Origin of the sequence: Steroidobacter gossypii (genome assembly GCF_016801985.1) — a bacterium.
Classification (GTDB): domain Bacteria; phylum Pseudomonadota; class Gammaproteobacteria; order Steroidobacterales; family Steroidobacteraceae; genus Steroidobacter; species Steroidobacter gossypii.
Genome location: NZ_JAEVLS010000002.1, coordinates 1,011,059 through 1,036,247 on the forward strand (window position 1 = coordinate 1,011,059; position 25,189 = coordinate 1,036,247).

Annotated in this window: 22 protein-coding genes; 20 read left to right on the forward strand and 2 right to left on the reverse strand. The window is 63.4% G+C overall.

The window, feature by feature from the left end; translation table 11 throughout:
- The first annotated feature begins 47 nt into the window (after nucleotides 1–47).
- The 12 genes from JM946_RS11595 to JM946_RS11650 all read left to right on the forward strand — a co-directional run bounded on the left by JM946_RS11595 (nucleotide 48) and on the right by JM946_RS11650 (nucleotide 16,014).
- Nucleotides 48–1,727 (forward strand): long-chain fatty acid--CoA ligase, encoded by a 1,680-nt coding sequence (locus tag JM946_RS11595; RefSeq protein WP_203167442.1) that lies wholly within the window; start codon nucleotides 48–50, stop codon nucleotides 1,725–1,727.
- Nucleotides 1,728–1,887: 160 nt separating this feature from the next.
- The gene (locus JM946_RS11600; RefSeq protein ID WP_218042761.1) at nucleotides 1,888–2,745 is read left to right on the forward strand and encodes an IclR family transcriptional regulator; all 858 of its coding nucleotides are present in this window, start codon (nucleotides 1,888–1,890) and stop codon (nucleotides 2,743–2,745) included.
- Between the two features lie 359 nt (nucleotides 2,746–3,104).
- On the forward strand, nucleotides 3,105–4,457 hold the full coding sequence (locus JM946_RS11605; RefSeq protein ID WP_407700538.1) for an undecaprenyl-phosphate glucose phosphotransferase: 1,353 nt from the start codon (nucleotides 3,105–3,107) through the stop codon (nucleotides 4,455–4,457).
- A 149-nt stretch (nucleotides 4,458–4,606) separates the two neighbouring features.
- Entirely contained in the window at nucleotides 4,607–6,091 is a 1,485-nt protein-coding gene (locus JM946_RS11610; RefSeq protein WP_203167445.1) for a hypothetical protein, read from the forward strand.
- Nucleotides 6,092–6,371: 280 nt separating this feature from the next.
- Entirely contained in the window at nucleotides 6,372–9,251 is a 2,880-nt protein-coding gene (locus JM946_RS11615; protein WP_203167446.1) for a 2-oxoglutarate dehydrogenase E1 component, read from the forward strand.
- Nucleotides 9,252–9,273: 22 nt separating this feature from the next.
- Entirely contained in the window at nucleotides 9,274–10,494 is a 1,221-nt protein-coding gene (gene odhB / locus JM946_RS11620; protein ID WP_203167447.1) for a 2-oxoglutarate dehydrogenase complex dihydrolipoyllysine-residue succinyltransferase, read from the forward strand.
- Nucleotides 10,495–10,602: 108 nt separating this feature from the next.
- Nucleotides 10,603–12,039, forward strand: coding sequence for a dihydrolipoyl dehydrogenase (gene lpdA, locus JM946_RS11625; protein ID WP_203167448.1), 1,437 nt, complete (start codon nucleotides 10,603–10,605; stop codon nucleotides 12,037–12,039).
- Between the two features lie 127 nt (nucleotides 12,040–12,166).
- Entirely contained in the window at nucleotides 12,167–13,504 is a 1,338-nt protein-coding gene (locus JM946_RS11630) for an APC family permease (RefSeq protein ID WP_203167449.1), read from the forward strand.
- Nucleotides 13,477–14,538, forward strand: coding sequence for a hypothetical protein (locus JM946_RS11635; protein ID WP_203167450.1), 1,062 nt, complete (start codon nucleotides 13,477–13,479; stop codon nucleotides 14,536–14,538). Before JM946_RS11630 ends, JM946_RS11635 begins: the two co-directional genes overlap by 28 nt.
- A 68-nt stretch (nucleotides 14,539–14,606) precedes the next feature.
- On the forward strand, nucleotides 14,607–14,828 hold the full coding sequence (locus tag JM946_RS11640) for a FitA-like ribbon-helix-helix domain-containing protein (protein ID WP_203167451.1): 222 nt from the start codon (nucleotides 14,607–14,609) through the stop codon (nucleotides 14,826–14,828).
- A 2-nt stretch (nucleotides 14,829–14,830) separates the two neighbouring features.
- On the forward strand, nucleotides 14,831–15,247 hold the full coding sequence (locus JM946_RS11645) for a type II toxin-antitoxin system VapC family toxin (RefSeq protein WP_203167452.1): 417 nt from the start codon (nucleotides 14,831–14,833) through the stop codon (nucleotides 15,245–15,247).
- A gap of 8 nt (nucleotides 15,248–15,255) precedes the next feature.
- Nucleotides 15,256–16,014: an ABC transporter ATP-binding protein gene (locus JM946_RS11650; RefSeq protein ID WP_203167453.1), complete on the forward strand. Its 759-nt coding sequence runs from the start codon at nucleotides 15,256–15,258 to the stop codon at nucleotides 16,012–16,014.
- Between the two features lie 50 nt (nucleotides 16,015–16,064).
- Here JM946_RS11650 and JM946_RS11655 read toward each other — a convergent pair whose 3' ends face one another.
- The gene (locus JM946_RS11655) at nucleotides 16,065–16,547 is read right to left on the reverse strand and encodes a WbuC family cupin fold metalloprotein (RefSeq protein WP_203167454.1); all 483 of its coding nucleotides are present in this window, start codon (nucleotides 16,545–16,547) and stop codon (nucleotides 16,065–16,067) included.
- A gap of 44 nt (nucleotides 16,548–16,591) precedes the next feature.
- Entirely contained in the window at nucleotides 16,592–18,754 is a 2,163-nt protein-coding gene (locus tag JM946_RS11660; protein WP_203167455.1) for a RelA/SpoT family protein, read from the reverse strand.
- Between the two features lie 254 nt (nucleotides 18,755–19,008).
- Here JM946_RS11660 and ruvC point away from each other — a divergent pair, with 254 nt between their 5' ends.
- From ruvC to tolB, 8 genes are read left to right on the forward strand one after another with little or no spacing between them, the layout of a single operon-like run.
- Nucleotides 19,009–19,512 (forward strand): crossover junction endodeoxyribonuclease RuvC, encoded by a 504-nt coding sequence (ruvC, locus tag JM946_RS11665; protein WP_203167899.1) that lies wholly within the window; start codon nucleotides 19,009–19,011, stop codon nucleotides 19,510–19,512.
- Nucleotides 19,509–20,114 carry a Holliday junction branch migration protein RuvA gene (gene ruvA, locus JM946_RS11670; protein ID WP_203167456.1) on the forward strand — a complete coding sequence of 202 codons (606 nt, stop codon included), beginning with the start codon at nucleotides 19,509–19,511 and terminating at the stop codon, nucleotides 20,112–20,114. The genes ruvC and ruvA overlap by 4 nt, the downstream gene beginning before the upstream one ends.
- A 57-nt stretch (nucleotides 20,115–20,171) precedes the next feature.
- The gene (gene ruvB / locus JM946_RS11675) at nucleotides 20,172–21,203 is read left to right on the forward strand and encodes a Holliday junction branch migration DNA helicase RuvB (RefSeq protein ID WP_407700539.1); all 1,032 of its coding nucleotides are present in this window, start codon (nucleotides 20,172–20,174) and stop codon (nucleotides 21,201–21,203) included.
- Nucleotides 21,204–21,211: 8 nt separating this feature from the next.
- On the forward strand, nucleotides 21,212–21,688 hold the full coding sequence (ybgC, locus tag JM946_RS11680) for a tol-pal system-associated acyl-CoA thioesterase (RefSeq protein WP_203167458.1): 477 nt from the start codon (nucleotides 21,212–21,214) through the stop codon (nucleotides 21,686–21,688).
- An 8-nt stretch (nucleotides 21,689–21,696) separates the two neighbouring features.
- A complete protein-coding gene (gene tolQ / locus JM946_RS11685) occupies nucleotides 21,697–22,413 on the forward strand; it encodes a protein TolQ (protein WP_203167900.1) in 717 nt (238 codons plus the stop codon).
- Nucleotides 22,414–22,418: 5 nt separating this feature from the next.
- Nucleotides 22,419–22,868, forward strand: coding sequence for a protein TolR (tolR, locus tag JM946_RS11690; protein WP_218042763.1), 450 nt, complete (start codon nucleotides 22,419–22,421; stop codon nucleotides 22,866–22,868).
- Nucleotides 22,869–22,916: 48 nt separating this feature from the next.
- On the forward strand, nucleotides 22,917–23,831 hold the full coding sequence (gene tolA / locus JM946_RS11695; RefSeq protein ID WP_203167460.1) for a cell envelope integrity protein TolA: 915 nt from the start codon (nucleotides 22,917–22,919) through the stop codon (nucleotides 23,829–23,831).
- Between the two features lie 41 nt (nucleotides 23,832–23,872).
- Nucleotides 23,873–25,174 (forward strand): Tol-Pal system beta propeller repeat protein TolB, encoded by a 1,302-nt coding sequence (tolB, locus tag JM946_RS11700; protein ID WP_203167461.1) that lies wholly within the window; start codon nucleotides 23,873–23,875, stop codon nucleotides 25,172–25,174.
- The last annotated feature ends 15 nt before the right edge of the window (nucleotides 25,175–25,189 follow it).

A 25,189-nucleotide genomic window follows, 5' to 3' on the forward strand; every position in this document is an offset into this window, starting at 1 on the left:
GTGTCTTGGAAGAACAGCCTTGGAAGACCAGCGGGGGGATGGGGAGCATGTCCCAGAAGCATTTCGATTTCTGGCCGGTGGGCCTGCCACGCAATCTCACGGCGCCAGCGACCAACGTGTTTTACAACGTGGAAGTCTCGGCGAGCCGTTATCCGAACAAACCTTATGTGATTTATTTCGAGGCCCCCCTGACCTTTGCGCGCTTCAAGGACGAAGCCGAGCGACTGGCGGGTTATCTGCAGAACGATCTCGGTGTGCAGGCCGGCGATCGCGTGTTGCTGGTGATGCAGAACAGCCCGCAATTCATCCTGGGTTACTACGGCATCCTGCGAGCGAACGCGGTGGTGGTGCCGGTGAACCCGATGAGCGTCACGGCGGAGCTGGAACACTACGTGGAGGACAGCGGCGCGAAGGTGGCGCTGGTCACGCAAGAAGTTTATCCGCAGTTGCAGCCGCTGATCGGCAAGCAGCTCCAGCACGTCGTGCTCGCGGCATACAGCGATTACATCAATCCTTCCACCACGCTGCGCATGCCGGACATCGTCAGCGCGCCCCGGCAAGCGATTGCCGATCGGAACGTGACGCTATGGGTGAATGCACTGGAGGCCAAGCGCACGCCGGGTCCGTTGACCATGGGCTCGGAGGATCTGTGCGTCATCCCTTATAGCTCGGGCACGACCGGCCGGCCGAAGGGCTGCATGCTCACGCATCACAACGTGATGCATACGTTGATCACCAACAGTTACTGGTTCAGCGGCAACGCGGACACCAGCCAGCTGGTGGTGTTGCCGTTCTTCCATGTGACCAGCATGCAAGGCGGCATGAACGCACCGATGTACCAGGGCGGCACCATCGTGTTGATGTGTCGTTGGGATCGCGAGGTCGCCGCCGAGCTGATTCAGCGATACAAGCTCATGTCCTGGACCGCCATCTCGACCATGGTCATCGACTTCCTCGCCAACCCGCGCCTGAATGAATATGACCTGTCGTCGCTGGTTCGGGTCTCGGGCGGCGGTGCGGCCATGCCGGCGGCGGTGGGCGAACGGTTGCAGCAGCTGGTCGGCTCGCCGTACATCGAAGGCTATGGTCTCACCGAGACCATCGCGCCGACCCACGTCAATCCACCGGACCGGCCCAAGCGCCAGTGCCTGGGCATTCCGATTTTCAACACCGACTCGCGCATCATCGATCCGGACACCCTGCAGGAAGTGCCGCAGGGAACGGTGGGCGAGATCGTCACGCACGGTCCGCAGGTGTTCCAGGGCTACTGGCGCAATCCGGAGGCGACCGAGGCGGCCTTCATCCATCTCGACGGCAAGAAGTTCTTCCGCACTGGCGATCTGGGCTATGTCGACGAGGACGGTTACTTCTTCCTGGTCGACCGGCTCAAACGGATGATCAACTGCTCGGGCTTCAAGGTGTGGCCGGCTGAGGTCGAGGCGCTGATGTATCAACATCCGGCCATCCAGGAAGCCTGCGTGATCGCGGCCAAGGACGCTCATCGCGGCGAGACCGTGAAGGCGGTGGTGGTGCTGAGGGCCGCTCACAAGGGCAAGGTCAGCGAAGCGGACATCATCGAGTGGACGCGCCAGAACATGGCGACCTACAAACATCCTCGCATCGTCGAGTTCGTCGAGTCGCTGCCCAAGTCGGCGACCGGCAAAGTACAGTGGCGTTTGCTGCAGGAAGCGGAGCTGGCGCGCTCAGCGGCGCCCGTTTCGAATTGAGGCGGAATGTCAACCATGGGTACATGGATGTAGCCCGCCGCCACAGGCGGCGGCCGCGAGGGAAAAACCACGTTTTTCCGAAGTGACGCGAGGGTCATGGCAGGAGGCCCGATCCCTCGCAATCAAACAGGGCAGTGGCATAAAGCGGGACACATTTAATATGGCTACCAGAGCATCAGAAACGACTCGCATGATCGAGACGACACCGGCCCCGGCCGCGGCGACGGCGCCCAAACCTCACGTGGGCAAGCAGGACCGGCATTTCGTCACCGCGCTATCGCGCGGGCTGGACGTTTTGTCCTGCTTCCGCAGCGGCAGCCGGCTGCTCGGTAACCAGGACATCTCCGAGCGCTGCAAGCTGCCCAAGTCGACCGTCTCGCGACTGACCTACACGCTCACCAAGCTGGGCTATCTGCACTACGTGAAAGAGTCGGGCAAGTATCGCCTCGGCACGGCCACGCTCGCATTGGGGAGCGCGGTGCTGGGTCGCTTCGAAGTGCGCGATCTGGCGCGCCCGTTGATGCAGGAACTGGCGGATGCGACCGGCACCTCGGTGGCGCTGGGCGCGCGCCAGCGGCTGAGCATGGTGTGCGTCGAGGTCTGCAAAGGCAACGCGGTGCTGTCGTTGAACATGGAAGTCGGCATGCGTCTGCCGCTCGGGACGGCGGCGATCGGCCGCGCGTATCTCGCGGTTTGCAGCGACACCGAGCGCGCCGACTTGCTCGATCAACTGAAAGAGCTCGATCACCTCGCGTGGCCGGCATTGAAGCAAGGCATCGACAAGTCGCTCGCCCTGTATCAGGAGCTGGGCGTGTGCAGCTCGTTCGGCGAATGGCAGCCGGATGTGAACGGCATCGCCGTGGGCTTCCGACCCGGCAACGGTTTGCCGCCCATGTCGATCAACTGCGGCGCGCCGGCTTTCAAGGTCTCGCAGGAATATCTGCTCAACGACGTCCGCCCGCGCCTGGTGGAGCTGGTCCGCCGCATCGAAGAAGGTTTGGGTCAGGCGCGCGCGTGATTTAACAACCTCCCGCATTTCGTTTCTAACGACGGCGCGCATCGCCAAGGTGCGCGCCGTTGTTTTTTTGCAGTGGGCGGCCAACAGCGCAAGCACGGCTCGACAATCTGTCATCAATGTCAGACGTAGCTGCAAGCAGACGCCGATGCGAACTGGAACTTTTGAGGTACAACGCCAGTTAAAGGGCCAGCCACCACGCATTTTTTCTAGTCGATCAACGAGTCATGCGCGAATCACTTCAAGCAGACGGCAGCCGCGCAGATTCGCGGGGTGCGTCTGTGCATGCCTCGGATACCGCCGCATTCCGCCGTCGCAATCAACGCGTTCATCTCGGCACTTCCGAGCGGCCGACTGTGGCGCTGCTTAGACACGTGCTAAACCCGGCGCTCATCGTGCTCTCGTTGATGTTCTGTGTGTTCCTGTACTCGCAGGAGCTCACGCCGCCGTACTTCGCGCTGGCGGCGCTGGCGTTTCTGGTCGCCTCGCAAGTGGTGAGCGAGCCGGTGATGGATTGCTCCGCCCGGAACGGTCTCTTGGGTCTGCTCCAGCATCGCATTTTCGCCGAGTGGCTGCTGGTCTCGGCGGCGCTGCTGTTGATGGCGTTCGCGTTCAAGGTCACCGAGACGTTTTCGCGTCGGGTAATTCTTACGTGGTTTGCGATTACGCCCTTCGTGGTGGTGGCCGCAGAAGCAGGGCTGCGGCGCTATGCCGCCTTCTCGGCTCTGCGCGGCAAGATCCAGCAGAGCCACGTGATCATCGGCGCGAACGAGGCCGGCTCGCGCCTGGCTCGGCGCCTGATGGCCAATCCGCATCTGGGCTTGTTCAAGGGCTTCTTCGACGATCGCGACACTGAGCGACTGCCCGACATGCCCATGGAGCAGTTGCTCGGCGACATGTCCGATGTCGTCAACTACGTGCGTCTGAATGCGGTCAGCAATATCTACATCTGTCTGCCGATGCGCGCGGACGAGCGGGTCACGAAGTTGCTCGAAGAGCTCAAGGACACCACCGCCTCGGTGTACTTCGTTCCGGACATCTTCATGTTCGATCTGATGCAGGCGAGGGTCTGCGACATCGACGGCATTCCGATGCTGGCGGTGTGCGAGACGCCGTTCGCCGGTCTCGACGGCGTCATCAAGCGCGCCAGCGACATCGTGTTCTCCTCGGTGCTGCTGCTGATGTTGTGGCCGTTGCTGCTGCTCATCGCCATCGGCGTGCGATTGAGCTCGCCGGGACCGATTCTGTTTCGCCAGCGCCGCTACGGCATGTATGGCGAAGCCATCAACGTTTATAAGTTTCGCAGCATGACGGTGTGCGAGAACGGCGACACGGTCACCCAGGCACAGCGCAACGATCCTCGCGTGACGCGCTTCGGCGCGTTCCTGCGACGGACATCGCTCGATGAGCTGCCGCAGCTGTTCAACGTGTTCCTCGGCTCGATGAGTCTGGTGGGGCCGCGTCCGCACGCGGTGGCTCACAACGAGGAATATCGGCGCATCATCGAAGGCTACATGCTGCGTCATAAAGTGCGCCCCGGCATCACCGGTTGGGCGCAGGTGAACGGGCTGCGCGGCGAGACGGACACAGTGGACAAGATGCAGCGTCGGGTCGAATACGACCTCGACTATCTGCGCAACTGGTCCCTGGGGCTGGACCTGGTGATCCTGCTGCGAACCGCCTCGCTGGTGTGGCGCGATCGGAATGCATATTGACGACTGTTTGACGAGTATCGAAGGTAGCACGCATGCGTAAGACTCAACTCCATGTCTGGATCACGATGATGTTCTGCGCGCTGGCGATGGCGGCGCAGGCAGTGCAGACCGGCGCCATTCATCTGCCGTTCTGAAGACGGCGCTCCAGCATGTCGGAAGCGGTTGCCCAAGCGAAGCCTCAAAACGCGGGAACGACGCGTCTGGCCGCCTTGCTGCGTCACTTGCAGTCCGAGCAGCTGGAGCATGTGATCGCCGAGGAGGAGGGCGAGGCTGGCGAGTCGACGCATCCAGTCGCGACCATCCTGGTGGCCGCGGAATCTCTGCCACAGCTGCCGCGCCTGTTAAACGAGTTCTGCCGGCGCAACGAGATGAGCCTGGTGTATCACTGTCATCGCGCGGCCGATCAGGTTTTCATGCTCAGCTGGTTGAGCGAGCAGCAGCGGCCGCAGTTCATCTCGCTACGAGTCAAACATCCCAACGCCAGGCCTGGCGGCTGGTGGCAACGCAAGTCGGAACATCTGCGACGCTGGCGCGATCCCTGCGGAATGCTCATCGCCTGTCTGGGCCCGGTGGGCAGCGGTCGAACCAATATCGTGGAGCACCTGGGGGCTCGACCACTTGCGCCCTTCGACAGCGCTCACGTCATGGATCTACGGCCGCACATCATGCGCAAACAGCCCGTGGTCCCCAATTCCAGAGTGCCGCGCGGCCCGCTCGGCACCCTGGCCAAGCTGATGATGTTCGTGGCCGACTACTGGCTGGGCTACTGGCTGCAGATCCGGCCCAAGCTGGTCGCCGCCACCATGGTGGTGTCCGATCGTTACTTCGACGACATCCTGGTCGATCCGAGCTACTACCGCATCGATCGATTCCGCAGCCTGGCGCGATGGCTGTTGCCATGGATCCCGCGGCCCGAGCTGTGGCTGGTGTTCGATGTTCCTTCCGAGGTCTTGCAGAAACGAACCCGCGAAGTGGCAGCCGAGGAGGCCGCCCGTCTGCGCAGTGAATACCGCAAGGTTCTGCGCCGTCGCGAAGACGTGGTCGTGCTCGATGCCGGCCAGCCCTTCGATGAGATCAGCGCGGAGGCCGAGCGCGCCATCGTCGCTCAACTGGCGCGACGAACGGCTCGACGTCTCGGCTTGCCCGATACCAGCAAGGACAATCCCACGTCCACCGACGTGCTGTTGTTCTTCTGCCGTCGACATGTGCCATTGCTGAGCAAGCTGGTGCGCGTGCTGTTCAACAGTGACATTCACTGTCGTCTGCCTGTCGACGTTCACATGCCGCATCCCTACGGCATCGTGTTGCATCGACAGGCGGTGATTGGACACCGCGTGACCATCATGCAGCAGGTGATGATCGGCGGGCGCGATCACGACCAGAACATCGCTCCGGTCATCGGCGACGATGTCACCATCGGCGCGGGTGCGCGCGTGCTCGGTGACGTTCGCATCGGCAATGGCGCGACGATCGGCGCAAACGCTGTCGTCACTCGCGATATCCCTCCGGGCGCCACCGTGGTGGGCGCCGATCGGATCATCTCTCGCCGTCGCAATTCGCCGACGGACGAGGCCGAGGAGTCGGCCAAGCTCACCCGGTTTCCCGTCAGCTCACGCCGCAACAGCGCCGCCTGAGCCTTCGTCGCCGACGACGACTGCTTTATCGCAACACGAACGCTGTCGCGTGGGCAGTGAAATTCCTGCGGCTTGCCCCCATCATGTGAGCATGTTGGACAGCATGTTGTGTAGCTGCGAGGCCCGCGGTGTGTGAAATCGATCTCGCTAAGCACGCGAGTGATCACACGGCGTTTCTCAATGACGGCGTGGTTCGGCTACACTATCGGCCCTCTATGCGGTTGTATACGGCCGGTGCAGGCCCACTCTTCCCTCGTCCGAACAGGAACTTGCGAGCGCAATGAGCGACTCTTTGCGAGCTTTGCTCGACTCTACGCCTCTCGGGGCTGGCAACGCCCCCTATATCGAATCCCTCTACGAACAGTTCCTCGCTGATCCCGCATCGGTCGAGCCGAAATGGCGCGACTACTTTGCCGGGCTTGGAAAGGGCGGCGCCGCCGATGTGGCGCACGGCCCGATTCGCGATGCGCTGGCCAAGCGTGCCTATTCGATCGGTGCTCCGGCTGCGGCGGCCCCGGCGGGCGCCGTCAGCAACGATGCGGCCGCCAAGCAGGGCGCGGTATCGCGACTGGTGCAGGTGTACGCGAACCGCGGCCATCTGCTCGCCGATATCGATCCGCTCGGATTGATGAAGCGGCCGGTGCCTGAAGTGCTCGAGCTGTCGCACTTCGGTCTGAGCAATGCGGATCTGGAGACCGAGTTCTTCACCGGCAGCCGCAGCGACTCGATCGCCAAGCGCATGAAGCTGAAAGACATCGTCGCTCAGCTGCGCCAGATCTATTGCGGCACCATCGGCGCCGAATTCGCACACGTATCCAATTCGACCGAGCGGCTGTGGCTGCAGAATCGCTTCCAGGAAGGCCGGGTCACGCATCGTTTCTCGAGCGATGAGCGCAAGACATTCCTGCGGCATCTGACCGCGGCCGAAGGTCTCGAGCGCTACCTCGCCACCAAATATCCGGCGCAGAAGCGCTTCTCCCTGGAAGGCGGCGATGCGCTGGTGCCGCTGGTGGACGATCTGATCCAGCAGGGCGGCTTGCGCGGCATCGAAGAGATGGTCATCGGCATGGCTCACCGCGGCCGGCTCAACCTGCTGGTCAACGTGGTCGGCAAGTCGCCGCAGAAGCTGTTCTCGGAGTTCGAAGGCCACTACGACGTGAACCACATGCAGGGTTCGGGCGACGTGAAGTACCACAAGGGCTTCTCGACCGACATCAAGACCCCGGGTGGCAACGTGCACGTCGCGATGGCGTTCAACCCCTCGCATCTGGAAGTGGTGAACCCGGTGGTCGAAGGCTCGGTGCGTGCCCGTCAGCAGCGCCGCTCCGACGTGAAGGGCGACAAGGTGATGCCGCTGCTGATTCACGGCGACGCCGCGTTCGCGGGGCAGGGCGTCGTGATGGAAACATTGCAGATGTCGCAGGTCCGCGGCTTCTATACCGGCGGCACCGTGCACGTGATCGTGAACAACCAGGTCGGTTTCACCATCTCGAAGCCCGAAGATGCGCGCTCGACCATGTACTGCAGCGACGTCGCCAAGATGATCGAAGCGCCGATCTTCCACGTGAACGGCGACGACGTCGAAGCGGTCGCTTTCGCCACGCGGCTCGCGCTCGACTACCGCATGACGTTCCACAAGGACGTGGTGATCGATCTGGTCTGCTATCGCCGTCTCGGTCACAACGAGTCGGACGAGCCGTCGGCCACGCAGCCGGTGATGTATTCGAAGATCCGCGCGCAGAAAACGCCGCGTCAGATCTACGCCGAGCGTCTGGTCGCCGAGAAGGTGATCACCATGGCGGATGCCGATGCGATGGTCGATCAGTACCGTCGCGAGATGGACGAAGGCGTGTCGCAGGCCAAGCAGTCGCTGGGCCTGATCGGCAACAAGCACACCGTCGACTGGACCAAGTATCACAACGTCGATCTCACCGAAGTGGTGAAGACCGGCGTGCGCATCGAACAGCTGCGCGAGCTCGCCGGCAAGCTCACGACCTTGCCGGCCGATCTGACGCTGCACCGGCAGGTCGCGAAGATCGTGCAGGATCGCCAGAAGATGACCGCGGGCCAGCTGCCGCTCGATTGGGGCTTCGCCGAGAACCTGGCGTATGCCTCGCTGCTCACCGAAGGTTACGAAGTGCGTCTGATCGGTCAGGACAGCGGCCGTGGCACGTTCTTCCACCGTCACGCCGTGTGGCACGACCAGAACCGCGGCGACAGCTACATCCCGCTGCAGCACCTGGCGCCGAGCCAGCCGCGCTTCGATGTGTTCGACTCGTTTCTGTCGGAAGAGGCGGTGCTCGGCTTCGAGTACGGCTTCTCGACCACCGAGCCGAACAGCCTCAACATCTGGGAAGCGCAGTTCGGCGATTTCGCCAACGGCGCGCAGGTCATCATCGATCAGTTCATCAGCTCCGGCGAAGCCAAGTGGGGCCGGCTGTGCGGCCTGACCCTGATGCTGCCGCATGGCTACGAAGGCCAGGGTCCGGAACATTCCTCGGCGCGGCTGGAGCGCTTCCTGCAGTTGTGCGCCGAGCAGAACATGCAGGTGTGCGTGCCCTCGACCCCGGCGCAGATGTTCCACATGCTGCGTCGGCAGATGAAACAAAGCTTCCGCAAGCCGCTGATCATCATGTCGCCCAAGAGCCTGCTGCGTCACAAACTGTCGGTGTCGCAGCTGGAGGATCTCAGCCAGGGTTCGTTCCGCACCGTCATCGACGAGGTCGACGATATCCAGGCGAACAAGGTCAGCCGCGTGGTGTTCTGCTCGGGCAAGGTCTACTTCGATCTGCTGGATTCGCGGCGCGGCGACGGCTTGCACAACATCGCCATCGTTCGGGTCGAACAGCTGTATCCGTTCCCGGCCGAGGAATACGCCTCGATCATCAGGAAATATTCCAACGCGAAGGAAATCGTCTGGTGTCAGGAGGAGCCGCAGAATCAGGGCGCCTGGTACCAGATCCGCCATCGTCTGCAGGAGTCGCTGACCAAGGATCATCAGCTGCTGTACGCAGGCCGCGCGCCGGCGGCCGCTCCCGCCACCGGCATTGCCCAGATGCATCAGGAACAACAGCAGGCGCTGGTCGACGCGGCGCTGCGCTCCACCAGCACCGAAGAGTCGCTGCGGCATACCACGCGCCTCAAGGCCGCGAACAAGTAACGCCGCATAACAGGATCAAGTGATGACAATCGAAATCAAGGTTCCCCAACTGCCCGAGTCCGTTTCCGACGCCACCTTGGTGTCCTGGCACAAGAAGCCGGGCGAAGCCGTCAGCCGCGATGAAAACCTGGTCGATCTGGAAACCGACAAGGTGGTGCTCGAAGTGCCCGCGCCGTCGGCGGGCGTGATCAAGGAGCTCAAGGTCGAGAACGGCGCCACGGTCACCAGTGGCCAGGTGCTGGCGATTCTGGAAGCCGGCGAGGCCGCCGCTGCGGCTGCTCCCGCGGCGAAGACCGAAGAGAAAACCGAAGCTCCGGCGGCTGCCGCCGAGAGCAAGGCCGGCGGCAAGCTGGCGCCCGCCGCCAAGCGCATGGTCGAAGAGCACAAGCTCGACGCCACGCAGATCGCCGGCAGCGGCCGCGACGGCCGCGTGAGCAAGGGCGATGTGATTCAACACATGGCGGGCAAGTCGTCCGCGCCGGCGGAAGCGAAGGCGCCGGCCAAGCAGGCGCCGGCTGTGAAGTTGCCGGCGGCCGTCGGTTCGCGTAGCGAACAGCGCGTGCCGATGACTCGTCTGCGCGCTCGCATCGCCGAACGTTTGATCCAGGCGCAGTCCACCGCTGCGATGCTGACGACGTTCAACGAAGTCGATCTGACCGCTGTGAACGAGATCCGCGCCCGCTACAAGGACAAGTTCGAGAAGGCGCACGGCGTGAAGCTGGGTTTCAGCTCGTTTTTCATCAAGGCGTCCATCGAAGCGCTGCGCAAGTTCCCGGCGGTAAATGCGTCCATCGACGGCAACGACATCGTGTATCACGAGTTCTACGACGTGGGCGTCGCCGTTTCCACTGATCGTGGTTTGATGGTGCCGGTCATTCGTAACGCGGAAAGCTTGAGCTTCGCCGAGCTGGAAGTCGCGGTGGGCGAGTACGCCAAGAAGGCGCGCGACGGTTCGATCTCTCTGGAAGAGCTCACCGGCGGCACCTTCACCATCACCAACGGCGGCGTGTTCGGCTCGTTGATGTCGACGCCGATCCTGAATCCGCCGCAGGTCGCTATCCTCGGCATGCACAAGATCCAGGAGCGTCCGATGGTGGTCGACGGCGAGATCAAGGTCCGCCCGATGATGTACCTGGCGCTCACTTACGACCATCGCATCGTCGACGGCCGCGAGTCGGTGCAGTTCCTGGTGGCGATCAAGGAAGCGCTGGAAGATCCGGCGCGCCTGCTGCTGCAGCTGTAACTCTTCGAAGTGACTGCTGACTAATGACTACTGACTAGGGCGCTGCGCCTTGCAGCGCCCGTCGTCGTCTCCATTTGGTTCCAAAGAAAAACTCGCTGCGGAGTTCTCATGTCTCAATACGACGTCATCGTCATCGGCGGAGGTCCCGCCGGTTATCCCGCCGCCATCCGTGCCGGTCAGAACAAGTTGAAAGTGGCCTGCATCGATGAGTGGGTGAACAAGGATGGCTCGTATGCCTTCGGCGGCACCTGCTTGAACGCCGGCTGTATTCCTTCCAAGGCCATGCTCGAATCCTCGGAGCTGGTGCACCGGGCGCAGCACGAGTTCGCCACGCACGGCATCAAGGTGGGCGAGGTGAAGGTCGACCTGGCGACGATGCAGAAGCGTCGCGCCGGCATCGTCAAGGCGTCCACGCAGGGCATCAGCGCGCTGTTCAAGGCCGCGGGCGTCACTGGTCTGCAGGGCCACGGCAAGCTGCTCCGGGTCGACAATGCGGGCAACAAGGTCGAGTACACGAACAAGGACGGCACGAAAGAAGAGCTGACCGCCAAGCACGTCATTCTCGCCTCCGGCTCGGCCCCGACCGAATTGAAGAGCCTGCCGTTCGACGGCAAGCAGATCGTCGATTCGTGGGGTGCGCTCGAATTCGACGCCGTGCCGAAGCGTCTCGGCGTGATCGGCGCGGGCATCATCGGTCTCGAGCTTGGCAGCGTGTGGCGCCGTCTGGGCGCGGAGGTCGTGGTGCTCGAAGCGCTCGATACTTTCCTGCCCGCCGCCGATGGCGCGGTTTCGAAAGAAGCGCTCAAGCACTTCAAGAAGCTGGGGCTCGATATTCGTCTGGGCGCGAAGGTCAGCGGCGCCGACAAGTCGGCCAACGGCGTGAAGCTGAAGTACACCGACGCCAAGGGCGAGCAGAGCGTCGAAGTCGACAAGGTGGTGGTCGCCATCGGCCGCCGTCCGTTCACCAAGGATCTGCTGGGTGAGGGCACCGGCGTGCAGATCGACGAGCGCGGCTTCATCAAGGTCGATCACGACTGCAAGACCGACGTGCCGAATGTTTGGGCCGTGGGCGACGTGGTGCGCGGCCCGATGCTGGCGCACAAGGGCAAGGAAGAGGGCGTGATGGTCGCCGACCTGATCGCCGGCAAGATCGCCGAAGTGAATTACCGGACCATTCCTTCGGTCATCTACACCCATCCCGAAATCGCCTGGGTCGGTTTGACGGAAGAGGAAGTGAAAAAGAGCGGCCGCGCTTACAAGGTCGGTTCGTTCCCGTTCCTCGCCAGCGGTCGCGCCCGCGCGATGGAAAACACGGCCGGCTTCGTCAAGATTGTGGCCGCGCAGGATGACGATGAGATCCTCGGCGTGCACATCATCGGGCCGATGGCCGGCGAGCTGATCGCCGAAGCGGTGCTCGCGATGGAATACTCGGCGTCCACCGAGGACCTGCAGCGGACCATTCATGCGCATCCGACCCTGTCCGAGGCGGTGCATGAGGCGGCCCTGAACGCGGACAAGATCGCCATCGACTTCCCGAATCGGTAAGTCGCAAGCTCGCTGAACGGCAGCACCGGTCTCGTTCGGGCCGGTTGCTGTCGGTCGCGGGCCTTCCCACCGCACGACGCGGGCCCAGGGGATGGGTCTTCCGTCCGAATCGGCTATTCTCCGGCCGATGCAGCATACGAATAACACTCCCGCCGGCCACACCGGCAATCCCGACGCATTGTTGTCCCGCGAGCTCGGCACCCGGCAGCTGGCGGCCACCATCTTCAACTACACCGTCGGCAGCGGCATTTTTGTATTGCCCGCCTTCGCGGTCCTGCAACTCGGCAGCGCTGCGCCGATGGCGTATGTGGCCTGCGCGATCATCATTGGACTGGTCGTGATGTGTTTCGCCGAGGCGGGCAGCCGGGTTTCGGCGACGGGCGGGCCGTACGCTTATGTGGAAACGGCGCTCGGTCCCATGTGGGGCTTTGTCGCAGGTTGCCTCGTGCTGGCCACGGGAACGTCGGCAGCGGCGGGTGTATCGAGCGTGCTGGCCCGATCGATTCTCACACTTGCGCCGGGCTCGTCCGTCTGGGTTTCTCGCGCCATGATCCTGGTGCTCGTCAGTACGCTGGTCGCGATCAACTATCGGGGCGTGAAGACGGGCGCTCGCGTCATCGAAGCCGTGACCTTGGCCAAATTGGTACCGTTGCTCGCGTTTGTCGGCATCGGTGTGTTTTTCATCGAGCCGTCCAATCTCGTTTGGACTGCCGTGCCGGAGGCGGGCGCCGTGCTGGGCACGGCGGGCATCGTGATATTCGCGTTCTCCGGCATCGAGGGTTCGCTGATCCCGAGCGGCGAGGTGAAGAACCCGTCGAGGACTGTGCCACGCGCCGCGTTCCTGGCCTTGGGAGCTGCGACCTTGCTGTACCTCGCGATCCAGTTCGTCGCGCTCGGCATTCTCGGAACGGGACTTGCCGAGGATCGCACCACGCCGCTCGCCAGCGCCGCCGGCGCGGTGGTCGGGCCGATCGGGCGTACCGTGCTCGTGGTCGGCGCGGTGATTTCGATGTTTGGATATCTCAGCGCCAATGTTCTATCCGAGCCGCGCGGCCTGTTCGCGATGAGTCGCGACGGCTTCCTGCCACGCATTCTGACGACCGTGCATCCGAGCTTCCATACGCCTCACATCGCGATCGTGGTCTACGGCGTGGTCGTTGCTTCCATCGCGCTGTCCGGCACCTTCGAGACGCTGGCCATCTTCGCCAATCTGTCGGCGCTGACGTTGTACTTCCTCTGCGCCATCGCGGCGTTCGTGCTTCGTAAGAAAGATGTTCGTACCGACGGCGAGCCCTTTCTCGCCCCCGGCGGCCCGCTCGTGCCCATCGCCGCCTGCCTGTCCCTTGCGTGGCTGTTCTATGAAACGGTCACTAGAGAACAATTCGTGGCGTTGCTGATCGTGCTGGGCGTGGTGTTCGCGCTTTATTTCCTGCGCGCATGGCGACTCAAAGCCCGGCCAGCCTGACGCACTTGCCGGCGGTTGCGTCGGCATTCCTTCGCACCCATCCGGTCCTGCTGGCCGAGTGGCTGCAACTGCTGAGTTGGCTGTCGCGCTGGCGAGAGAAGGGCGCCCGCGCGGCAGTGCTTGCCGGCAGCGTCGCGGTCGTGGCCGGTCTTCTTTTGGTCACATTTTCCTTGCATGCTTCCGAGCTCATCGGGAGAGTGGCTCCGTATTGGATGCTGATCGCCGCCGTGGCCGCGATTGCTTCGTGGACCACCGTGAGCCGTCGCCGTCGGCGCTTCGAAGAAGCACAGTCTCAGTCCTGGCTCATCGCCGCACCCATCTCTGCCTCGAGCGTTCGGTTGTCGATCGCGATTCGTACGTTTCTGCCCCTTGTTGTTTCGTTTGTTGCCGTTGCCGTTTGTTTGATTGCGGGCGCTCTGCCTGGCGGTGCTGCTGGCTCCGATCTCGGCAGGCTTGTCGCCGCGCTGAGCGCCGGAGCGCTCATCGGCTGCATCGCCGGCTGGTCGCTGGTCGGCCGTGGATCCAAGCTCGGCGCAGTCGTTGCCTCTCGCTATGTCCCTGCGCCGCGCCTTCGCACGAAGGACTTGCCCATGCGGCCAGGCGCCGATGGTTTGGCTCGCTGGCCGATCGCCCAAGTGCTCTCCTGGAGCCGGCCAGAAAACTCCCGCTATGTGTTGATCATCGCGCTGCTCGCCGTGCAAGGGGGCTCATCCGCCATGGCTGGCTTATCGGTCGTGGCGATGTATTTCCTCGCGAGCTATCTCGGTGCTCTGTTATTGGCGATCGCCACGGTCGCCAAAGCGGCCGCCTCCTGGCTCCGGCCCACCCCGATGACCCTCGGCGATTTCGTCTGGTGCCTTTGTTGTCACGCATTCCTGCATCAACTCGCAGGAACCGCGCTTGCGGCCATTCTCATGTGTCTGCTCGGCGCGCCAGTAGCCATGTCATTGCAGGCCGCTGCCTTGTGGCTCGGTTTGGTGATCCTCGTGTCCGGCGCTGCATTGATCCAGCGCTATCGCGGTCACGGGTGCTAGCATTGCTTGCATCAAGGCGATGGGACTGCTGGCATTGCTAGCAATAGAAACTTTACGGAGACCATGAGATGGCTCAATTGATGGTCCGCAATCTGCCGGAAGAGCTGGTCAAGGCTTTGAAGCAGCGCGCGGCAAAAACTAACCGAAGCGCCGAACAGGAACACCGCGAGATCCTGACTGCAGCGCTGCGGGGTCCACGGCGCCGTCATTTGGCCGACGTGCTGGCTTCTATGCCGAACGTCGGTGAGGACGACGACTTCGTGCGCGAGCAAGTCGATCGCCGAGGTTGACGATGTACCTAGTCGATACGGATGTCATCAGGGAGGCGCGCAAAGGCGACAAGGCCAATGCAGGCGTTCATGAGTTCTTCCGGAACGCCGCCCGCGATGACGTCACTTTGTTTCTTTCGGTCGTCACGATCGGTGAAATGCGTCAAGGTGTCGAAAACATCCGTCGCCGTGGCGACAAGCCGCAGGCCGACTGCCTGGAACGCTGGCTGGACAAAGTTACCACCGAGTTCTCGGAGGCAATCCTATCCTTCGATGAGGAAGCGGCGCAGGTCTGGGGGCGGCTGCGTTCTCCGCATCCCGAAAACCCGCTGGACAAGCAGATAGCAGCCACGGCGTTGATTTATGATCTGACGGTCGTGACTCGCAATAGCGCCCACTGCCAACCTACGGGCGTGCGTATCCTCGATCCGTTGCGCTGACTTGCCGCATGTCGGACAAGAGCCTGACCCCTGTGCCCCTCGAAATTAGAGACGTGCGCGCGAAGTATGGCAAGCGTGAGGTGCTGAGCGGGGTGAGTTTGCAGGTGCCGGAGGGGGAGTGGTTTTGTCTGCTCGGGCCGAACGGGGTGGGGAAGAGCACGTTGTTACGTTGTATCAGCGGTGCGCTCTTGCCGTCAGCGGGAGACTTGCTCGTGGCGGGGCATTCGGTGATCTCGGAGCCGCTCGCGGCTAAGCGACATCTGGGTTATGCGTGCGCGCCCGAGCAGTTGCCGCAGCTGTTGACGGGACGGCAATGTCTGGAGGTGTATGCGCACGCCAAGGGGCTGCAAGCAATGGACGAAGCGGTCCTGACGTTGGCGCAGGAATTGCGCTTCGACAGTTATCTGGACGGCTTCGTCGATACCTATTCGCTGGGCACGAGACAGAAGCTGTGCATTCTGCTGGCGCTGGTAGGTGAGCCGGCATTGATCGTGCTGGATGAGGCGTTCAACGGGCTCGATCCGGCCAGCGCACTGGTCGTAAAGCATCATCTGCAACAGCGGCTGTCCAGCAAACAATGCGCGGTGTTGCTGGCGACGCATTCACTCGACATCGTGGAGCACTATGCGGACAAGGCGGCGCTGCTCATCGATGGCCGCATCGTCCGCGAGTGGAACGAAAGCGAGATTGCAGCGTACCGCGTGCAAGGAGATAGTGCGATGGAAACCGCGCTAGCCGCCGCATCGGCCCAGCCGTTTCGCGACTGAGACGAGCAGAACCTGAAATCGCTGGCGCGCTAATCAGCGAGTCCGTTGCGTCATGCCTGCGGCGCGCGAGCGCCGACAGAAGCGGTGCGAAGCCAGCGCTGAAACTCAGGCGTGGCGGGATCGCCTTCCGCCGGCGCCCAGGTGGCGAACTCGGCAGCGGTAGCCGCGTCGTAGGGACCTTCCTTGACTTCGACGAACGCGGCGCCATCGCTCAGCGGGAGCAGCGTGTGCCACGTTTGTGCAGGCAGCTCGAAGGCGAGATTCGATGTGCCTTCGCCGACCACATCCCGAGCAGTGATCGTGCCCGCAGCGTCGAATACCACGACTTCGAAGCGGCCGCGCAGGACGCTGCACAACTCCGATTTGGTCAGATGCCGGTGCGGCCGAAAATACGAGTCGGACCGGGCGACGACGACGAAGCGCTGTACGGGATCGCTCGAGGACGAGTGCAGATTGTAGTGTGCGCGACGCCGCGGGCTGGTAGCGGCCTTGGCCGCCATTTCATCGAGCAGGGAGATCGAGACCAGCTTCATGAAATCAACCTTGATGAAACGAATCTTGACGAATCAGCCCGTCATCAAACCTTGCGACGAGCGCTGAGCACATTCGGCAGTCCTTGGATGCGGGCCAGCACCCGAGACAGCTCTTCCAGATCATGCACCGTGATCTTCAGGTTCATGTCGGCGACGCCGTCCATTTCGTGCGTGATCGTATTCATGGCGTGAATGTTGATCCTGGAATCGGCGAGCACTGCGCTCACGTCCCGCAGCAGACCACGACGGTCGTATGCTCGCACGTTGATGTCCACGGGAAACGAGCGATCGCCGCCCGAGCCCCACTCAACCGGAATCACACGCTCGGGATTTCCGGCCGCCAGCCGCTTGAAGTTGATGCAGTCGTCGCGATGAATGCTGACGCCGCGGCCCAAGGTGATGTAGCCATGAATCGGCTCGGGCGGCACAGGGCTGCAGCAGCCGGCGAAGTTCGACAACAGATCGTCCACGCCGTCGATGGTAATGCCGGATGCCTTCTTCGGCTCGGCCGCTGGCCGGCGAACCACGGGCGTGGGCAGTTCCTGCGGCTTGGCGCGACGTTGCACGGCGCCGCCGATCTGCGCCACGTTGATCTCGCCTTCACCGATCGCGCGATACAACTGCTCCGCGTTGTCGACCTTGAACTCGCTGATCAACTCCGGCAGCGTCACCGAGTGAACGGCGAGCCGCTGCAGCTCGCGCTCCAGGATCTGCCGGCCCTGTTGAATGTTCTGCTGCTCGTCCAGCTTGCGAAAGTACGAGCGGACTTTGTTTCGATTGCGCGGCGAGGCGAGATAGCCGAGCGAGGGCACCAGCCAGTCCCGACTCGGGTTCAACTGCTTGGCGGTGATGATCTCCACCTGGTCGCCGTTGGCGAGCACCTGATTGAGCGGCACCATGCGGCCGTTGACCTTCGCGCCCCGGCAGCGATGGCCTAGATCGGTGTGCACGTGATAAGCAAAGTCGAGCGGGGTTGCGCCTCGCGGCAGATCGACGACTTCGCCGCGAGGGGAGATGGCGTAGACGCGATCCTCGAACAGCTCGGACCGCACGCGATCGAGAAACTCGCCTTCGGTTTCTTCACCGCGCTCGCTCGGCTCGAGCACCTGCCGAAGCCACACGATCTTCTGCTCGTAAGCCGGATTGGCGCGACCGCCTTCCTTGTAACGCCAGTGAGCCGCGACACCCAGCTCGGCATGCGCATGCATCTCCCGCGTGCGGATCTGCACTTCCAGCGGCAGCTTGCCGGGGCCAATCACCGCGGTGTGCAGCGATCGATACAAGTTGTCTTTGGGGGTGGCGATGTAGTCGTCGAACTCGCCCGGGATGTACGGCCACATTCCATGCACGATGCCGAGCACGGCGTAGCAGTCCGCGATGCCGTCGACGAGCACGCGAACGGCGCGCACGTCGTACAGCTGCTCGAACTGCAGCCCCTTGCGCTGCATCTTGCGCCAGATGCTGTAGATGTGCTTTGGACGGCCGGCGATGTCGGCGTCGTGAATGTTCGCCTTGGCCAGCTCGCCGCGTAATATCTCGATCACCTCGCCGATGTAACGTTCGCGATCCACGCGCTTGGACGCGAGCCAGCCGGCGATGCGCTTGTAGTTGTCGGGATCGAGATAGCGAAAGCTCAGATCCTCCAGCTCCCACTTCAGTTGCCACACGCCGAGTCGATTGGCGAGCGGCGCATAGACCTCGCGCGTTTCGTACGCCAGGCGTTCGCGTTCGGGTTCCGGCGCATCCTTGCTATCGCGCAGTTGCTGCAATTGAGCCGCGAGCTTCACCAACACCAGACGCGGATCGGTGACGATGGCGAGCAGCATTTTGCGCAAGCCTTCGGCCTGATTGCCCGAGAGCGAAGGAGTGGACCGGCGGCCGCCCGTGGGCATGCTGATGTTGAGCGAGCCGAGTCGCTGCAACTCGGAGGCGATCCGATTCGCCGGGCCGCTCACCGTGGCGACGGCCTGATCGGGCGTGATCACGTTGGCTTCGAGCAGCGGCAGGAGCAGGGCGCCGCCGAGGATGTCGTCGTCATCGGTCAGGCCGACCAGGATATCGACGATGGACTGTGCGCGGGCCAGTGCCGCTGCCTGGAGCGAGCCGTCGCCGATGACGCCGGCCAGCGTGCCCAACAACTCGCGGGCGCGCCGGCGGGCGTTCGCAGTTTGTTCGGTATCGGAGGCGGCAACGTCGACGGAAGGCATGACTCAAATCGGCTCGGGTCCGGAAAATCGGGTCGAAGAACGTGGATCGTGTCGGTTTGTAGCCGTTGCCGGTATCATACCGGCTTCGAAACCCACAACCTGCGGTCAGGCCCGCCGGTTACAAGCGGAGGGAGTCCTTGCGCAGAGTCAGGCGCCCGAAAAGTCTTGCTGAGCTCAATCTCGCTCGAGGCGACGTGACGTTACCTGCCGCGTTCGTGAGGGTTCAGCAACCGTCGGCGACGCCGCCTGCACGAGTGCGAATTCTGGGCCTGGACCCCGGCTCGTTGTGCACGGGTTACGCCGTCATCGAAACCGGTCCCCGGGTGACCTATCTGGTGAGCGGCTCGATCCGGGCCAGGGGGGCGGCGCTGTCGGATCGGCTTCAGGAAATTTTTGCCGGCGTGGATAAGCTCGCCAACGAGTATCAGCCGGACGAAGTGGCCATCGAGCGCGTGTTCATGCATCGCAATGCCGACAGCGCATTGAAACTCGGCCAGGCTCGAGGCGCGGCGCTGAGTGCGACTTTTGCCGTGCGCCCGCGTGTTTTTGAGTACGCTCCGCGCGAGGTGAAGCTGGCGGTGGTGGGCACGGGTGGAGCGCAGAAGGAACAAGTACAGCTGATGGTGCGACGTTTGTTGAATCTCACCGGCCCGATGGGCGCCGACGCCGCCGACGCGCTGGCGATCGCGCTCTGTCATGCGCATTCGCGCAATCTCAGCGGTCAGCTGCACCGGCTCGCAGCAGGCTCGGCGCGATGATCGGTTTTCTGCGCGGTCGGCTGACCGCCAAGGCTCCTCCGCAGCTGGTGATCGATGTGGGCGGCGTCGGCTACGAGCTGGAAGCGCCCATGTCCACGTTCTACGGCCTGCCGGCGACTGGCGCGGACGTTCATCTGTTCACCCACCTGGTGGTGCGGGAGGATGCGCACATCCTGTTCGGCTTCGGCACCGAGCGCGAACGCCGCCTGTTTCGCGAGCTGCTGAAAGTTTCCAATGTGGGGCCGAAGCTGGCGCTCGCCCTGTTATCGGGCATGACGGTCGATGCGTTTCTCATGTGCATCGAGGCGCAGGATGTGGACACCCTGGTGCGCACGCCCGGCGTCGGCCGCAAGACCGCCGAACGCCTGGTGGTCGAGATGCGCGACCGGGTGAAGGGTTTTGGCGACACCGGCCTGGCGGTGTTGCCCACCGGTGGAACCGCCGAGGCTACGATTGGTCCACAGGCGGAGGCTTTCAGTGCGCTGGTGGCGCTGGGCTACAAGCCCGCCGAGGTGACCCGTCTGCTGAAGGCGGTGGACGCCTCGGTGCAGACCACCGAGGAAATCATTCGCCGGGCACTGCAGGCCGCGGCCACCCGGTAAGCCCCTAGCAACGACCAATCAGCAACCACCGACCGGGCAACGACCGACCAGGGCATGATCGAGCAGGACCGCATCGTTTCCGCCGCCTCGCAGGGCGATGAAGCAGCCTTCGACCGCGCCGTGCGGCCGAAGAAGCTGGCCGACTACGTCGGTCAGTCGGCGGTCAAGACGCAGATGGAAATATTCATCCAGGCGGCCCGCAATCGTAAGGAAGCGCTGGATCACGTGCTGATCTTCGGTCCACCCGGCCTGGGCAAGACCACGCTGGCCAACATCGTCGCCAACGAGCTCGGCGTGAATCTGCGCCAGACCTCGGGCCCGGTGATCGAGCGCGCCGGCGACCTGGCGGCGCTGCTCACCAATCTGCAGGCCAACGACGTGCTGTTCGTGGACGAGATCCATCGTTTGAGCCCGGTGGTCGAGGAGATCCTGTATCCGGCGATGGAAGACTTTCAGCTGGACATCATGATCGGCGAAGGGCCCGGCGCGCGCTCGATCAAGCTGGACCTGCCGCCGTTCACGCTGATCGGCGCGACCACGCGGGCGGGCTTGCTGACCTCGCCGTTGCGCGATCGTTTCGGCATCGTGCAGCGGCTCGAGTTCTACGATCATGCCGAGCTGACGCGCATCGTGAAGCGCTCGGCCGGGCTGCTCGGCGTGCCGGCGGAGGAAGCCGGCTCGAGCCGGATTGCGCAGCGGTCGCGGGGAACTCCCCGCATCGCCAATCGATTGCTCCGGCGCGTGCGCGACTATGCCGAGGTGCGCGCCGGCGGGCGGATTACCGATGAAGTCGCCCAGGCGGCGCTCGATATGCTGGACGTGGATCCGCTGGGGTTCGATCTCATGGATCGCAAGCTGCTGCTGACCATCATCGAAAAATTCGACGGCGGCCCGGTGGGCGTGGAAAGCCTGTCGGCGGCGCTCGGAGAAGAGCGCGGCACCATCGAAGATGTGATCGAGCCGTATCTGATCCAGCAAGGTTTCATCATGCGCACCGCGCGCGGTCGGGTGGCCACGCGCATGGCGTATCAGCATTTCGGCCTGAAGTCGCCCGAGCGGCCGGGCACCGGCGAGCTGTTTGGAGATTGACGGGGCGCATGGCTGCGAGATCGGATATTCCATCGGCGATGAATGTTTCCTCCACGTCGTCTTCAGGGTCGTCGGCGTCGGATGCGGCGCGGCCGTTCGCCTGGCCGATTCGTATCTATTGGGAAGACACCGATGCCGGCGGCATCGTGTATTACGCCAACTATCTGAAGTTCATGGAACGCGCGCGCACTGAATGGCTGCGCGCCGCCGGCATCGAGCAGCTGCCGTTGAAGGAGCAGCACGGACTGATGTTCGTGGTGGTCGACATCGAGGCGCACTATCGCAAGCCGGCTCGTTATGGCGACGAATTGCTGGTGACATGCGAGGTCGCGGATCGCACTCGCGCCAGCTTCACCTTTCAGCAGCAGGTGTTTCGCGGCGGCCTCGACGGCGAGCTGCTGGTCGAAGGCAAGGTGCGCGTGGCGAGCCTCGATGCGGTGAGCTTGCGGCCGACGGCGATGCCAAAGAATCTAATTCGGGAGTGATGGGAATGATGTCAGAGAACCTGAATCCTCTGGAGCTGGTGCTGAACGCCAGCATCGTGGTGCAGATCGTGATGGCTCTGCTGCTGCTGGCCTCGCTGGTGTCGTGGTCCATCATGCTGCGCAAACGCGCCGAGCTGAATCGCGCGCGCGCCGATGCCGATCGCTTCGAGGAAACGTTCTGGTCGGGCGGCGATCTCACCGCGATGTTTCGTTCCATCGATCAGAGCCGCCGGGTCACCAAGGGCATGGAGGCGATTTTCGAGCAGGGCTTTCGCGAGTTTTCGCGCTTGCGCCAGCAGGGCGGCATCGCCTCCGCGCAGCTGATCGAAGGCGCTCGTCGCGGCATGCGCGTCGCCTTGTTGAAAGAGAGCGATCGACTGGAGCTGGGCCTGTCGATGCTCGCCACCATCGGCTCGACCAGCCCGTACATCGGCCTGTTCGGCACGGTGTGGGGCATCATGAATGCGTTCCATGGGCTGGGTAACGTGCAGCAGGCGACGCTCGCCATGGTCGCGCCGGGCATCACCGAAGCTTTGATCGCGACCGCGATGGGTCTGTTTGCCGCCATTCCGGCGGTCGTCGCATACAACCGTTATGCCGACCAGGTCAGCCGCGTGGAGGTTCGTTACGACACCTTCGTCGAAGAGCTCTCGACCATTCTGCAGCGACACGCGGCGGCTCCGCGTGAGACGCAGCGCGGCCTCGGCGCCGAGGCGCACGGATGAGCCCGATGAATGCCCGCCGCGGCAAACGGATGATGGCCGAGATCAACGTCGTGCCTTACATCGACGTGATGCTCGTGTTGCTGATCATTTTCATGATCACCGCCCCCATGCTCACCCAGGGCATCAAGGTGGATCTGCCGAAGGCCGGCGCCGAGCCGCTGCCCGAGGAGCTGATGCGTCAGCATCAGCCGCTGATCCTGAGCGTCGATGCCGGCGGTCAGTACTACTTGAACATCGGCTCCAACGAGGAATCCCCTCTCGAGGAGAGCGCGGTGATCGAGCGAGTGTCGGCCGTGCTGGGCCGTGAGCCGCAGACACCGGTGCTGGTCAAAGCCGATACCAACGTTCCTTATGGACGCGTGGTCACCGGCATGGTGTTGCTCCAGGAAGCCGGCGCGGAGAAGGTGGGGTTCATTACCGACCCGGCCGACGTGCGGGATCCGAAGCAGCGCTGAACCACCCTGGCCGAGCGTCACATCAGACCCGTTCATCAACAGGGCCTCATGGTCGATTTCATCAAACAACACTGGCAGTACTTCATCGGCGCGTTGCTGCTGCACGCCGTGTTCGCCGGTATCTTCGGACTCACCATGCTGAACATGCAGCGCTCGCCGCCGCCGGTGCAGCTGGCGATCCAAGCGGTGGTGGTCGATCCGGCGACCCTCAACGACGCGGCTCGTCAGCAGCGCCAGCGGCGCGAACGCGATCGCGCCCTGCAACAGCAGCGCGAGGCCGAGGCGCAGCGTCAGCGCGAACAACAGGCTGAACAGCAGCGTCGCGAACAGGAAGAGACTGCGCGCAAGCAGCAGGAAGAGACTGCTCGGCGGGAAGTGGAACAACGGGCCGAGCAGGAGCGTCAGATCGAATTGAAGCAGCGCCAGGAGGCTGAACAGCGCCGCCTGGCGGAAGAGCAACAATTGCGCGAACGGCAGGAGGCGGAAAAGAAGCGCGCCGCCGAGGAGGCCGAACGCAAGCGACAGGCCGAGGCGGAGGCCAAGCGCCTGGCCGAGATCCAGCGCAAGCAACAGGAAGAAGCCGAACGACGCCGAGCCGCCGAGGAAGCCCGTTTGCAACAAGCTCGCGAGTCCGACCTGATGCGTCAGCTGGAGGAAGAGGAGGCCGCCGCGGCCGCGCGTAGCTCGCCGGAGATGGCGCAATACATTGCGATGATCCGGCAGCAGGTGGAGCGCCGGTGGAAGCGGCCGCTTTCGGCACGAGACGACTTGCAATGCGAGGTCCGCGTGCGGCAGACGCCCGCGGGTGTCGTGCTATCGGTGCAGATCGGCACCTGCAACGGCGACGCGGCCGTGAAGCAATCGATCCAGAACGCGGTGCAGAGCGCGTCGCCCCTGCCGCTGCCGTCCAATCCGCGTCTGTTCGACGCGAATCTCACTTTCGTCTTCAGGCCCGCCGGCTAGCGCGTGCGGCCATCCGATTTTGCTCGAAGGAGCCGTTACTGATGAAAAAAACCGTCATCCTTCTCGCTTGCTGGGCGCTCACGTGGTTCGCTGCCACGGCCAATGCGCAACTGGTCATCGAGATCACCAAATCCGCCGAGGACGCGGTGCCGATCGCCATCGTGCCGTTCGGTTGGGAATCCACCGGCGCCGCGCCGTTTGACGTGGCCGAAGTGGTGGCCGCCGATCTGCGTCGCAGTGGCCGCTTCGAGCCGCTGGATCGTAAATCCATGATCGACCGCCCGACCCAGGGCGATCAGATTCGTTTCCAGGACTGGCGCTATTTCAAGACCGACTTCATCACCGTCGGCAAGCTGATGCCCGAGGGCCAGGGCTTCGCCGCGCAATTCGAGCTGTATAACGTGCTCACCGGCCAGCGTCTGGCAGGCCAGCGTTTGACCGCCAGCGCCAATTCCATGCGCGCGCTGTCGCATCGGATCTCCGACATCATCTTCGAGCAACTTACCGGCGTGCGTGGCGCGTTCTCGACGCGCGTGGCCTTCATCAACGTCGAAGGCACGCCGCCCAAGCAGCGTTACAAGCTCATCGTCTCGGACTACGACGGCGAGAATCAGCAGACCATCACCACCTCGGACGAGCCCTTGATGTCGCCGGCGTGGTCGCCCGACGGCCAGAGCCTCGCGTATGTCTCGTTCGAGAGCAAAGCCTCTGCCATCTACGTGCAAACATTGCGCACCGGTGAGCGCAAGCGCGTCTCGGCACGCGCGGGCATCAACGGCGCTCCGGCCTGGTCGCCTGACGGCAAGACCCTGGCGCTGACCCTCTCGCGCAAGGACGGCGATGTGGATGTTTACACGCTGGAGTTGAACTCGCAGGTGCTGACGCGCATGACGTTCGATCCGAGCATCGACACCGAGCCGAGCTGGAGCTCGGATGGCAAGAAGCTGTACTTCATGTCCGATCGCGCCGGCGGTCCGCAGATCTACGAGGTCGATGTCGCCAATCCGAAGCGTCCGACGCGTGTCAGCTTCGAAGGCAATTACAACGCCCGCCCGCGCGTGTCGCCCGATGGCAAGCAGCTGGCCGTGGTGCACCTGGATCGCGGCAATTACCGGATTGCCATCATCGACCTCGCCTCGAAGGGGCTGCAAGTGTTGTCGGAAGGGCGTCAGGACGAAAGCCCGAGCTTCGCGCCCAACGGCGCGGTGCTCATCTACGCCACCCAGGAAAAGGGCCGGGGCGTGCTGGCGACGGTCTCCACGGATGGGCGCACGGCGGAGCGATTCACCAACACCGCCGGCGAAGTCCGCGAGCCGGTCTGGGCGCCGTTTCCGCAGCGTTGAGCGCGAAAATGGTCG

What these genes read in the sequence shown, in the direction of transcription:
- tolQ (WP_203167900.1), top strand. Translation starts at nt 21,697, where the DNA reads ATGTCAGAGAACCTGAATCCTCTGGAGCTGGTGCTGAACGCCAGCATC.
- ybgC (WP_203167458.1), top strand. Translation starts at nt 21,212, where the DNA reads ATGGCTGCGAGATCGGATATTCCATCGGCGATGAATGTTTCCTCCACG.
- JM946_RS11610 (WP_203167445.1), top strand. Translation starts at nt 4,607, where the DNA reads ATGTCGGAAGCGGTTGCCCAAGCGAAGCCTCAAAACGCGGGAACGACG.
- tolA (WP_203167460.1), top strand. Translation starts at nt 22,917, where the DNA reads ATGGTCGATTTCATCAAACAACACTGGCAGTACTTCATCGGCGCGTTG.
- tolR (WP_218042763.1), top strand. Translation starts at nt 22,419, where the DNA reads ATGAATGCCCGCCGCGGCAAACGGATGATGGCCGAGATCAACGTCGTG.
- ruvA (WP_203167456.1), top strand. Translation starts at nt 19,509, where the DNA reads ATGATCGGTTTTCTGCGCGGTCGGCTGACCGCCAAGGCTCCTCCGCAG.
- JM946_RS11600 (WP_218042761.1), top strand. Translation starts at nt 1,888, where the DNA reads ATGGCTACCAGAGCATCAGAAACGACTCGCATGATCGAGACGACACCG.
- lpdA (WP_203167448.1), top strand. Translation starts at nt 10,603, where the DNA reads ATGTCTCAATACGACGTCATCGTCATCGGCGGAGGTCCCGCCGGTTAT.
- tolB (WP_203167461.1), top strand. Translation starts at nt 23,873, where the DNA reads ATGAAAAAAACCGTCATCCTTCTCGCTTGCTGGGCGCTCACGTGGTTC.
- JM946_RS11635 (WP_203167450.1), top strand. Translation starts at nt 13,477, where the DNA reads ATGGCGACTCAAAGCCCGGCCAGCCTGACGCACTTGCCGGCGGTTGCG.
- JM946_RS11630 (WP_203167449.1), top strand. Translation starts at nt 12,167, where the DNA reads ATGCAGCATACGAATAACACTCCCGCCGGCCACACCGGCAATCCCGAC.
- JM946_RS11660 (WP_203167455.1), bottom strand. Translation starts at nt 18,754, where the DNA reads ATGCCTTCCGTCGACGTTGCCGCCTCCGATACCGAACAAACTGCGAAC.
- JM946_RS11655 (WP_203167454.1), bottom strand. Translation starts at nt 16,547, where the DNA reads ATGAAGCTGGTCTCGATCTCCCTGCTCGATGAAATGGCGGCCAAGGCC.
- JM946_RS11615 (WP_203167446.1), top strand. Translation starts at nt 6,372, where the DNA reads ATGAGCGACTCTTTGCGAGCTTTGCTCGACTCTACGCCTCTCGGGGCT.
- JM946_RS11645 (WP_203167452.1), top strand. Translation starts at nt 14,831, where the DNA reads ATGTACCTAGTCGATACGGATGTCATCAGGGAGGCGCGCAAAGGCGAC.
- JM946_RS11650 (WP_203167453.1), top strand. Translation starts at nt 15,256, where the DNA reads ATGTCGGACAAGAGCCTGACCCCTGTGCCCCTCGAAATTAGAGACGTG.
- JM946_RS11640 (WP_203167451.1), top strand. Translation starts at nt 14,607, where the DNA reads ATGGCTCAATTGATGGTCCGCAATCTGCCGGAAGAGCTGGTCAAGGCT.
- odhB (WP_203167447.1), top strand. Translation starts at nt 9,274, where the DNA reads ATGACAATCGAAATCAAGGTTCCCCAACTGCCCGAGTCCGTTTCCGAC.
- JM946_RS11595 (WP_203167442.1), top strand. Translation starts at nt 48, where the DNA reads ATGTCCCAGAAGCATTTCGATTTCTGGCCGGTGGGCCTGCCACGCAAT.